The sequence below is a fragment of the Leminorella grimontii genome, from assembly GCF_039789245.1.
Classification (GTDB): domain Bacteria; phylum Pseudomonadota; class Gammaproteobacteria; order Enterobacterales; family Enterobacteriaceae; genus Leminorella; species Leminorella grimontii.
Map to the genome: position 1 here is coordinate 3,081,264 of NZ_CP146357.1, position 11,237 is coordinate 3,092,500.

At 53.4% G+C, this 11,237-nt stretch carries 9 protein-coding genes and 2 rRNA genes (1 of these 11 only partly in view); 3 read left to right on the top strand and 8 right to left on the bottom strand.

What is annotated here, in order from left to right:
* Nucleotides 1-10 precede the first annotated feature (10 nt).
* A complete protein-coding gene (locus V8L73_RS14260; protein WP_347253298.1) occupies nucleotides 11-655 on the top strand; it encodes a hypothetical protein in 645 nt (214 codons plus the stop codon).
* Nucleotides 656-678: 23 nt separating this feature from the next.
* Here V8L73_RS14260 and V8L73_RS14265 read toward each other — a convergent pair whose 3' ends face one another.
* Nucleotides 679-1,578, bottom strand: coding sequence for a LysR family transcriptional regulator (locus V8L73_RS14265; RefSeq protein WP_027274771.1), 900 nt, complete (start codon nucleotides 1,576-1,578; stop codon nucleotides 679-681).
* Nucleotides 1,579-1,684: 106 nt separating this feature from the next.
* On the opposite strand from V8L73_RS14265, the gene V8L73_RS14270 reads away from it, so the two are divergent.
* Nucleotides 1,685-2,686, top strand: a complete 1,002-nt coding sequence (locus V8L73_RS14270) for a zinc-binding alcohol dehydrogenase family protein (RefSeq protein WP_347253299.1) — start codon at nucleotides 1,685-1,687, stop codon at nucleotides 2,684-2,686.
* Between the two features lie 52 nt (nucleotides 2,687-2,738).
* On the opposite strand, the gene radA is transcribed toward V8L73_RS14270, so the two are convergent.
* A complete protein-coding gene (radA, locus tag V8L73_RS14275; protein WP_347253300.1) occupies nucleotides 2,739-4,118 on the bottom strand; it encodes a DNA repair protein RadA in 1,380 nt (459 codons plus the stop codon).
* A gap of 58 nt (nucleotides 4,119-4,176) precedes the next feature.
* On the bottom strand, nucleotides 4,177-5,154 hold the full coding sequence (serB, locus tag V8L73_RS14280) for a phosphoserine phosphatase (protein ID WP_347253301.1): 978 nt from the start codon (nucleotides 5,152-5,154) through the stop codon (nucleotides 4,177-4,179).
* A 128-nt stretch (nucleotides 5,155-5,282) separates the two neighbouring features.
* Here serB and V8L73_RS14285 point away from each other — a divergent pair, with 128 nt between their 5' ends.
* Nucleotides 5,283-5,966: an AhpA/YtjB family protein gene (locus V8L73_RS14285; RefSeq protein WP_261832301.1), complete on the top strand. Its 684-nt coding sequence runs from the start codon at nucleotides 5,283-5,285 to the stop codon at nucleotides 5,964-5,966.
* On the opposite strand, the gene V8L73_RS14290 is transcribed toward V8L73_RS14285, so the two are convergent.
* The 5 genes from V8L73_RS14290 to V8L73_RS14310 all read right to left on the bottom strand — a co-directional run.
* Complete coding sequence (locus V8L73_RS14290; RefSeq protein WP_261832300.1) at nucleotides 5,957-6,742, bottom strand: TatD family hydrolase; 786 nt, start codon at nucleotides 6,740-6,742, stop codon at nucleotides 5,957-5,959. The two genes, V8L73_RS14285 and V8L73_RS14290, sit on opposite strands and share 10 nt — an antisense overlap.
* Before the next feature lie 154 nt (nucleotides 6,743-6,896).
* On the bottom strand, nucleotides 6,897-7,088 hold the full coding sequence (locus V8L73_RS14295; RefSeq protein WP_373876177.1) for a CsbD family protein: 192 nt from the start codon (nucleotides 7,086-7,088) through the stop codon (nucleotides 6,897-6,899).
* Nucleotides 7,089-7,147: 59 nt separating this feature from the next.
* Nucleotides 7,148-7,795 carry a molecular chaperone OsmY gene (gene osmY / locus V8L73_RS14300; protein ID WP_027274777.1) on the bottom strand — a complete coding sequence of 216 codons (648 nt, stop codon included), beginning with the start codon at nucleotides 7,793-7,795 and terminating at the stop codon, nucleotides 7,148-7,150.
* Between the two features lie 490 nt (nucleotides 7,796-8,285).
* Nucleotides 8,286-8,401: ribosomal RNA gene (rrf, locus tag V8L73_RS14305) — 5S ribosomal RNA — on the bottom strand.
* Between the two features lie 110 nt (nucleotides 8,402-8,511).
* Nucleotides 8,512-11,237 (bottom strand): 23S ribosomal RNA (locus V8L73_RS14310); it runs 268 nt beyond the window's last position.

The following is an 11,237-nucleotide window of genomic DNA, read 5'->3' on the forward strand; positions in this document are numbered from 1 at the left end:
AGGGCCGTTTATGCCGATAAACATTCTGCTTTTAGGCGCAACCGGACTTATCGGTAGCCATCTGCTGAAAATACTCACCGCCTCTGAAAACGTCGCGAACGTCTATGCGCCGACGCGCCGCCCTCTGCCCAGTACGGACAAGAAGGTCATAAATCCTTGCGGCAGCGATCTCAAAGCGCTTCTCGATGCGCTAGAGGCCCCGGTAAACGTCGCCTTCTGCTGTCTGGGTACTACCCAGAAAACAGCCGGCAGCAGAGCGGCATTTCGTCACGCCGACGTTACGTTACCGGTATATGGCGGCGCTACGGCGCTCAGATTGGGCGCGACTCACTATCTGGCCGTGAGCGCGCTGGGCGCTAACGCTAACTCATGGTTTTTCTACAACCGCACCAAAGGGGAAATGGAACAGCAGCTAATAGCTCAAGACTGGCCCCATTTAACCCTCGCTCGCCCCTCCATGCTGCTTGGCGAGCGCAAAGAACCAAGAACGACCGAGCTGCTGGCCGCTCCGCTGTTTCACTACTTTCCGGGCAAGTGGAAGTCCATTCCGGCAGGCGACGTCGCTAAAGCGCTTTGGCTTCAGGCACGTTCTTCATCGCCGGATGCCCTGACGATAATCGAATCGGACGCCCTGAGGGCCATCGCCGAACGTTGACGCAAAGCCTCGCTCAATAGGTTTCAGCGGGTTATCGAATGCGCGGCCACCAGAGGATGGCTCAAAATCATCTCTATCAGGCGTTCCAGCGCGGAGGTATTGAGCTTACGTTCCGGATACACCAAATACAGCTCGTTGCTTTGCGCCTGCCAGTCTTCCAAAACGGGAACCAGCGTTCCCTGCTCTATCGCTTCCGTCGCTAAAAAGGACGGCAGCAGTGCGATTCCTCCGCCGGAAATAGCGCACTGGCGCGCGTACAGCAGGTTGTCCGTCACGTGGCGAGAGGAGGCCGACCAAAGAAAAACCGACTTTCCTTTTCTCAGCGTACACTCTGACCACGCCCGATGCGTGATGCATCGATGCCGCTCCAACTCTGACGGATGCGCAATCTCCGCCTCGGTCGACAGGTAGCCGGGAGAAGCAACCAGACGGCGGGGATAGTTCCCTAAGAATCGCCCAATCAGGTTCGAGTCTTTCGGCTTTCCGGTTCTGATACCGATATCAAACCCGGCGGCAACCAGATCGGTCACGACATCAGAGACGTAAACCTCAACGGAGACCTCGGGATAGCGAGCTTGAAAATCCACCACAATTGGCGCCAGCAGCGTGACGGCCAACCCGGCCGGCGCAGTGATCCGCACGCGCCCGCTCACGGACGACTTCAGCTCCTCGACGGCCCGTTCGGCCCGTTCTGCAGCCTGCAGCATTTCACGACAGTGGATTAAATAGCGCTCCCCGGCAAACGTCAGGCTAAGCTGCCGAGTCGTCCTCATCAACAGGCGCAGCCCCAGCTGTTGTTCCAGATGGCTAATACGCTGGCTCACGCTGGACTTGGGCAGCCCCACGCGCTTGGCTGCTACCGTAAAACTTCCCGCCTCTACAACAACGGTAAACAGCGCCATATCCTGTAGTTGTTTAAACACAATTGTTCTCATTTAATGAACATTAAGTTCTTATAATAGCATCTTATCACACCCCATCCGGGCGGATAGACTGAGAAACATCGTCATTACGCTAAGGAATTACGCTATGTCCAGATTCGCTATCGCTGTCGATCCTAAAAATCCTCAGCAATTTATTCGCATTGACCAGCCGGAGCTTTCTCCCGGTCCTTTAGACCTGCTGGTTGAAATTAAAGCCATCGCCATGAACCCGGTCGATACCAAAGTCCATGCGGGATTGAAAAAAAATGGGCTGCCTCAGCCGCGCATTCTCGGCTGGGACGCTGCGGGCGTCGTTATCGGCGTCGGTTCACAGGTTCAAAACTTTACCGTGGGGGATGAAGTCTGGTACGCCGGCGACATCACCAAACCGGGCTGCAACGCGACGCATCAGCTGATTGACTCCCGGCTGGTGGCCCGCAAGCCGTCTTCCTTGAGCTGGGCGGAAGCGGCAGCCGTTCCGCTCACGGCGCTCACCGCTTGGGAAGGGCTGTTCGAACATCTGAAAATTCAGGACGCCGGCGCAGACAAAACGCTGCTCATCATCGGCGGTGCGGGCGGCGTTGGTTCACTGGCAATTCCGCTGGCGGCGCTTAAAAGTAAAGTCCGCATCGTGGCGACCGCTTCGCGCCCTGAATCCGCTCAGTGGTGCCTTGAGCGCGGCGCTTCGCTCACGGTCGACTACCGCGACCTGAAGCAAAATCTGCTCAGCCACGGCATTAAGCAGGTGGACTATATTTTCTGCCTGAACGACACCGACGCCTACTGGAACGCCATGGGCGACATCATTGCTCCCTTTGGCCACATTTGCTCTATTGTCGAAAGCCACAAGCCGCTAGAGCAGTCGCTCATTCGCTCTAAGGGCGTCGCGCTACATTGGGAGCTGATGTTCACCCGCAGCATGTACCAGACGCCGGATATGGCGGAGCAGGGACGGATCCTGGAGCGCGTCGCCGCACTGATTGATGAAGGCAAGCTAAAGGGAAGCCTGAGTACGACGCTGCACGGCCTGAGCGTTGACAGCATTACGCAGGCGCACCAAAAGCAGCTTGAAGGGACAACCATCGGCAAGACGGTTATTGTCTATTAAGTTGGGCGCTTCTCTCCGGCCGACTGCGGCCCGAGAGAAGCGAAGCATCGCTCTACAGATCTTCCAAAACGGATAGCGCGTCAGAAAGCTTCTTCACACCGAAAACCTGCATATTGGGAATCGCCTTCTTTGGTGCGTTGGCAAACGGCACGATGGCGCGCTTAAAGCCGTGCTTGGCCGCCTCGATGATTCTTTCCTGCCCGCTGGGGACCGGGCGAATTTCCCCCGCCAGCCCTACTTCGCCAAATACCACCAGATCCTCCGGCAGAGGGCGGTCGCGCAAGCTGGAAACCAGTGACAGCAACAGCGCAAGGTCGGCGCTGGTCTCCATCACCTTTACGCCGCCAACGACGTTGACGAACACGTCCTGATCCGCCATTTGTAGGCCGCCGTGGCGATGCAGCACCGCTAGCAGCAGCGCCAGTCTGTTCTGTTCAAGGCCTACCGCTACCCGCCTTGGGTTCGACAGCATCGAGTGGTCTACCAGCGCCTGGATCTCAACTAGCAGGGGGCGAGAGCCTTCCCACAGCACCATCACCGAACTGCCGGAAGTGATCTCTTCGCCGCGGCTTAAAAAAATGGCCGACGGGTTGTTGATCTCTTTTAGCCCCTGTTCCGTCATGGCGAAGACGCCCAGCTCGTTCACCGCACCGAAACGGTTTTTGTGGCTGCGCAGCGTTCTGAAGCGGGAATCGGCGTCGCCGTCCAACAGTACGGAGCAGTCGATGCAGTGTTCCAAAACCTTGGGGCCGGCCAAAGAGCCGTCTTTAGTCACGTGCCCTACCATAATGATGGCTACGCCCTTGGTTTTGGCAAAACGCGTCAAATAGGCCGCCGTTTCCCGCACTTGTGCAACGCTGCCGGGAGAGGACTGCACGTCGGCCATGTGCATGACCTGTATGGAGTCGATGACCATGATCTTAGGCTGCTCTTGCTCGGCAATCAGGCAAATCTGCTCAATGCTGGTTTCAGACAGCATTTGAAGGTGCTCGGTGGGAAGCCCCAGGCGATGCGCCCTCATGGCAACCTGCTGTAGCGACTCTTCGCCGGTAACGTACAGCGTTTTCATCTGCCCGGCCAGTTTGCACATGGTCTGCAACAGCAGCGTACTTTTACCCGCGCCGGGATTGCCGCCGATAAGGATCGCGCTGCCCGGCACTACGCCGCCGCCGAGAACGCGGTCAAACTCCTTAAAGCCGGTAGAAAAACGAGGAAGCGCCTCCAGACTTATCTCTGACAGCTTCTGAACCTTAGAAACGCCGGAATCTCCCGCATAGCCCGAGAAGCGGTCAAGTCGGGCCGACGCGGCGGCGGCCAGGCGGATCTCGGTAATGCTGTTCCAGGCCTGACAGGCGCTGCACTGCCCCTGCCAGCGCGGATAGTCCGCTCCGCATTCATTACAGACGAACGCGCGTTTAACCGGCTTTGCCATGACGACTCCCCATTAACTCAACGTCTCCTAACGGTGCTGTGTAACAAAAAAGCCAACTCTATTTACCTTCATGGTTTAAGCTGGAGGAAAGAATGCAGAGTACCCCAAGCAGGTTCGCCATACGAATCGCCACCTTGGATTTGGAATACACCTTCGGCTTTGCGTGATAGGCAATGCCCAATCCAGCCACCTTGATCATTTTCAGATCGTTCGCGCCGTCGCCGATAGCTACCGTTTGGCTCATGGGAATGGACAACTCTTCCGCCAGTTGTTGAAGCTTTTGCGCTTTAAATTTGGCGTCAACGATAGGCCCTACTACCTTACCGGTCAATTTACCCTGCTTTATACCGAGCTGGTTGGCCGATACGGAAATCAAATCCAGGCGCTCGCGCAGATAGTCGGCAAAGTAGGTAAATCCGCCGGAAACGATAGCAACGTGCCAACCGGCCTCGTGCAGACGCTCAACCAGCGTCGTCAGGCCCGGCATCAGGGGTAAACGCTCCTTTACCGAGTCAAGAATAGCGGCATCCGCATCCTTTAAGGTCGCCACCCTCTGACGCAGGCTGGCGGCGAAGTCCAATTCTCCACGCATTGCCCGCTCGGTAACTTCAGCAACCTGTTCTCCCACGCCGGCCAGACGGGCGATTTCGTCAATACACTCAATCTCAATCGCCGTAGAATCCATGTCCATCACTAAAAGTCCAGGGGAGCGCAATGAGGGTAAATTCCCCATCTGCGCGACGTCCAGCCGATGCTCTTCCGCAATTTTTTTCGCCTTCACTGAAAGCACGCCGGCCAGGCGAACAACCCGGTATTCTTCCACGCTCCAAGCGGACACCACAACCAACGGCTCGTTCAGTCGACGCTGAAACTGGGAAAGCCGCTGCTTGTCCAATCCTTCCCCGTACAATAGCCAACCCGTGTGGCCGGCCCAGTAGTCAAGCGGCATAACCTCATCGCCGCTAAGCGACAGCGGTAGCCCGGGCCAGCAATCAATCTCCGCGGGCAAATCGCTATAGGTCAGACTAATAGGCATATAACAAACTCCTTCAAAAGACGGGGCAAATCGGCTAAATCACTTTTAGCCGGCAAACAGCGTTCAAAACTATCCTAACTAATAGAGTTCTGGCAACATAAAACATCTTCTACATATAGGGTGACGGCATGTCCAAGCGGCTTAAGATAAAATTTCAACTGCATCGGATCGTTATCGTTCTGTTTTGCCTGGCGTTGTTGGCCGCCCTTATGCAAGGAATCACCTATTTCAGCCTAAACGGTCAGGCGACACAAGCAAAACAGGCTCAGGCGCTGGCCAGAACGCTGGCTAAGCAGGTTACGTTCTCTCTTGTTTCTATGATGGATGAACCAACGGAAGAAAGCGATGAGCCGCAGATCCGCGCCATTTTACGGCACGTAACTGAAAATAGCCGCGTACTTGACGCCTCCGTTTATCGCGTCGGCGGCGCGCTTATCGCACAGGAAGGCGAGCAAACCGGCGCTCGCGAACGCTTGGCTATAGATAATAAAGGTTCAGTTAAACCGGAAAATCAGCAGATTGTGGAAATGATTGAGGGTAAAGACGGCCCCTTGGGTTTCGTTCGTCTGACTCTCGATACCCACGTATCTAAAGCAGAGACGGCGGAACAAAAAAAAGCGACCAATATGCTTCGGCTAATGCTCGTGCTGGCGGCAGCCGTTGGCTTTATACTGGCTCGAGCGCTGCTGGCCCGCAGGCTGGAGGATAAATCAACGGCCGCTCCGGCGCATCCCGAAAGCACATCGACAGAAGCGAACAACCCGACGCAGCCGAAAAAGAAGCGCCCCCATAAGAAAAAACCCTATCGCTGACCGGGCCAGAAAAGAGCTAATGAGTTTAAATAGATCTGTTGGGCTATCTGCTCAGGCGGCTCTTCTCTCAGCAGGCAAAGCTGTTCAAAGACCTGCACTATCCGTTCCGGCCGATTAGGCTGCCCCTGAAATCCGGCCAGCGGCATATCTGGCGCATCGGTTTCCAACACAAGCCTTTCCAAAGGGAGCTTAGCGATAGCGCGACGAGTTTTTTGCGCTCGCTCATAGGTAATAACGCCGCCGACGCCGATAAAATAGCCCAGCTTAATAAACGCCTGCGCCTGAGAAAGGCTGCCGGAGAACCCATGAATAACGCCCGTTCTGCTCTGATTTGCTTCACGAAGCAGCTTGGCCAGACGATCATGAGTCCGCCGAGAGTGCAAAATGACGGGAAGATTGAATCGTTCTGCCAGCCTTAGCAGCTCGATAAGCAACTGCTCCTGGCGCGCCAGCTGCGGAGTTTCCATATAGTCGTCCAGCCCAATCTCCCCTACAGCAACAATGCGATGGTTTTTCTCAGAGAGGTATCGTTCCAATTCATCCACATCACTATTTTTGTGGCGGTCTATATAGAGCGGATGCAGGCCCAGTGCGCCATAAACGGAAGAAAAACGCCCGATAAGCCGCGTAATGTCATCGAACCTGTCTCGGGTTACGGCAGGGACAACCAGGCGCTCAACGCCGCTGTGCCCAGCCAGTTGAAGGCTTTCTTCCTCATGCTCCAGAAAAGGGGGAAAATCAAAATGGCAGTGAGTATCTATAAAAGCGGCTTTCACTCGCACTCCTCTGAAAATCAAAGCTGTCTATATCCGATCTGTCGTTGACTATAGCAGAGAGCGAGCTGCAGGCTGGAGGAAATATGTACTTGCGAATAGTAAAGAAAGGTCACGATCGCTAAAAAACGACCGTGAAAGAAAAAATAGATAACCGTTAGTGCCTGACCTTGGTTTCCAGGTCAAGTCGCTCCTGCTCTTTGCCGTAGTCTTCCTGCAACAGGCCAGAAAGCCAGTCGCTGTTTCCAGCAAAGTATTCGTTTTCCATACCGGCAAATTCCGCCCACCATTCTCTAAAGCTGCCTTTCCACTGCTTTAGCCTACCTAGAATAATATCGCTATTCATCATGATGGCCTCCTCTGTTAGTCGGTAGCGGGTAAAGCTGTCGCTTTACCCTATTAATAGCGCTACGGTTTAATTTCTATGTCATTTTTTACGCTTTTCACGCCGTTCACCTCAGCGGCGACGCGTTCTGCCTGAGCACGCTGTTTTTCAGTTTTTACCGTACCGCTTAACAGTACCGTGCCTTCGCTGGTCTGTACCTTAACGGTGCGGGAGGGAACTATGCTGTCAGCCAACAGTTTTGCCTTAACTTCACTGGTAATGGCCGTGTCGTCCACATAAGCCCCAACCGAGCTTCCTTTGCCCTGTTGTACCTGAAGTTTATTACTAACAGATTTCACGCCTTCAACCTGCTTAGCTATGTTCTCTGCCTGAGCGCGCTGCGCCTCACTGCCGACAAAGCCTCTCAACGTTACGGCGCCAGCGCTGGTTTTAACTGAAATATCGGTGGATTGAATGGCCTTATCGTCTAACAGTGCGCTCTTTACCTTCGCTGTAATCGTACTGTCGTCCATAAAGCCGTCGACTTTCTTCATTGACTTGTCAATTTCTGTTCCGGCCTTATCTACCGAGCTTTCAATAGAAGTACCAAGCCCCTTAACCGCATTCTCAGTTTTAGCGGCAACGGTCTCTTCGGCAAGTGCGGCACCGCTGCCAAGCAAAGCAGCCAACACAACGGCCGTAGTGGAGCGAACAAGAAAAGTATTATTCATTGATAACCACCTCTATAGATAAAGTTGTTTAGCAATGTCTGGCGACTCGTCCCTGTTGAATATCATTGCAGTAAAGATCTTTCCGTAAAGTGCATCATGCAAGTGTTGGGCCACATTCATAATTCATTAATTATTCAATAGGTTATTAGAATCACCGTTTCTTATATTTGAGATAGCGTCTCTTATTGACGACATTATGCAAATTAAAAGAAACATTTCGGCAACAAACAAAATAACGTATTGAATTAACTAATAATTAACTGTCACCAATTGGCAACAGCCCACGATGAACACCATTATCCCCATGCAGAAATGCCAGACAGGTACTTTTTAACTATAGGATAAACACGGGTAAAGTGTTGTATAGATCACAAAAAAAACGTCACTGAACTTATAGTTCTTATCGTAACTAATAAGAAAGTATGAAGGGAAAGAAAAAAAAGATAAACGCAAAAAGGCCACTCTTTCGAGTGGCCTCTTCTAATTAAAAGCCTGGCAGTTCCCTACTCTCGCATGGGGAAGCCCCACACTACCATCGGCGCTACGGCGTTTCACTTCTGAGTTCGGCATGGGGTCAGGTGGGACCACCGCGCTATCGCCGCCAGGCATATTCTGTTTTACTCCGCCGCTTTCGTATTCATCATACTTCCGCCACAGAGCTTCAATCCACAAACAAGCTAAATAATTCTTCGTCTCTAAAACGCCTTCGGCGTTGTAAGGTTAAGCCTCACGGTTCATTAGTACTGGTTAGCTCAATACATCGCTGCACTTACACACCCAGCCTATCTACGTCATCGTCTTTAACGTTCCTTTAGGGAGCTCAAAGCTCCAGGGAAGACTCATCTTGGGGCAAGTTTCGCGCTTAGATGCTTTCAGCGCTTATCTTTTCCGCACGTAGCTACCGGGCAATGCAATTGGCATCACAACCCGTACACCAGCGGTGCGTTCACTCCGGTCCTCTCGTACTAGGAGCAACCCCCCTCAATCTTCCAGCGCCCACGGCAGATAGGGACCGAACTGTCTCACGACGTTCTAAACCCAGCTCGCGTACCACTTTAAACGGCGAACAGCCGTACCCTTGGGACCTACTTCAGCCCCAGGATGTGATGAGCCGACATCGAGGTGCCAAACACCGCCGTCGATATGAACTCTTGGGCGGTATCAGCCTGTTATCCCCGGAGTACCTTTTATCCGTTGAGCGATGGCCCTTCCATTCAGAACCACCGGATCACTAAGACCTACTTTCGTACCTGCTCGAGCCGTCACTCTCGCAGTCAAGCTGGCTTATGCCTTTGCACTAACCTCCTGATGTCCGACCAGGATTAGCCAACCTTCGTGCTCCTCCGTTACTCTTTGGGAGGAGACCGCCCCAGTCAAACTACCCACCAGACACTGTCCTCACCCGCGATTCAGCAGGTCGAGTTAGAACATCAAACATTAAAGGGTGGTATTTCAAGGTTGGCTCCATGCAGACTGGCGTCCACACTTCAAAGCCTCCCACCTATCCTACACATCAAGGTTCAATGTTCCGTGTCAAGCTATAGTAAAGGTTCACGGGGTCTTTCCGTCTTGCCGCGGGTACACAGCATCTTCACTGCGAGTTCAATTTCACTGGGTCTCGGGTGGAGACAGCCTGGCCATCATTACGCCATTCGTGCAGGTCGGAACTTACCCGACAAGGAATTTCGCTACCTTAGGACCGTTATAGTTACGGCCGCCGTTTACTGGGGCTTCGATCAAGAGCTTCGCTTGCGCTAACCCCATCAATTAACCTTCCAGCACCGGGCAGGCGTCACACCGTATACGTCCACTTTCGTGTTTGCACAGTGCTGTGTTTTTAATAAACAGTTGCAGCCAGCTGGTATCTTCGACTGGCTTCGGCTCCATGGGCAAGCCACTTCACCTACTGCCAGCGTGCCTTCTCCCGAAGTTACGGCACCATTTTGCCTAGTTCCTTCACCCGAGTTCTCCCAAGCGCCTGAGTATTCTCTACCTGACCACCTGTGTCGGTTTGGGGTACGATTTCGTGTTACCTGATGCTTAGAGGCTTTTCCTGGAAGCAGGGCATCAACCACTTCATCTCCGTAGAGACTCGTCATCACGCCTCAGTGTTAATAGCGGTCCGGATTTACCAAGACCACCCACCTACACGCTTAAACCGGGATAACCGTCACCCGGCCGGCCTAGCCTTCTTCGTCCCCCCTTCGCAGTAACACCAAGTACGGGAATATTAACCCGTTTCCCATCGACTACGCCTTTCGGCCTCGCCTTAGGGGTCGACTCACCCTGCCCCGATTAACGTTGGACAGGAACCCTTGGTCTTCCGGCGAGCGGGCTTTTCACCCGCTTTATCGTTACTTATGTCAGCATTCGCACTTCTGATACCTCCAGCAGACCTCACAGTCCACCTTCGCAGGCTTACAGAACGCTCCCCTACCCAACGAACGTATCCCTAAGCCAACTCGACGTTGTAAAACGCATTGACGTCGCTTCGCTCCGTCAATCGTCAACTCTGCAAAGTTGTCTTGGGTGATACGTTCGCTGCCGCAGCTTCGGTGCATGGTTTAGCCCCGTTACATCTTCCGCGCAGGCCGACTCGACCAGTGAGCTATTACGCTTTCTTTAAATGATGGCTGCTTCTAAGCCAACATCCTGGCTGTCTGTGCCTTCCCACATCGTTTCCCACTTAACCATGACTTTGGGACCTTAGCTGGCGGTCTGGGTTGTTTCCCTCTTCACGACGGACGTTAGCACCCGCCGTGTGTCTCCCGTGATAACATTCTTCGGTATTCGCAGTTTGCATCGAGTTGGTAAGTCGGGATGACCCCCTAGTCGAAACAGTGCTCTACCCCCGAAGATGAGTTCACGAGGCGCTACCTAAATAGCTTTCGGGGAGAACCAGCTATCTCCCGGTTTGATTGGCCTTTCACCCCCAGCCACAGGTCATCCGCTAATTTTTCAACATTAGTCGGTTCGGTCCTCCAGTTAGTGTTACCCAACCTTCAACCTGCCCATGGCTAGATCACCGGGTTTCGGGTCTATACCCTGCAACTAAGACGCCCAGTTAAGACTCGGTTTCCCTGCGGCTCCCCTATTCGGTTAACCTTGCTACAGAATATAAGTCGCTGACCCATTATACAAAAGGTACGCAGTCACCCTGATAAATCAAGGCTCCCACTGCTTGTACGTACACGGTTTCAGGTTCTATTTCACTCCCCTCGCCGGGGTTCTTTTCGCCTTTCCCTCACGGTACTGGTTCACTATCGGTCAGCCAGGAGTATTTAGCCTTGGAGGATGGTCCCCCCATATTCAGACAGGATAACACGTGTCCCGCCCTACTCATCGAACTCACACCAACTGCACTTTCATGTACGGGGCTATCACCCTGTTTCGCGCGACTTTCCAGACGCTTCCATTAATGCCGCTGATGATTCAGGTTCTG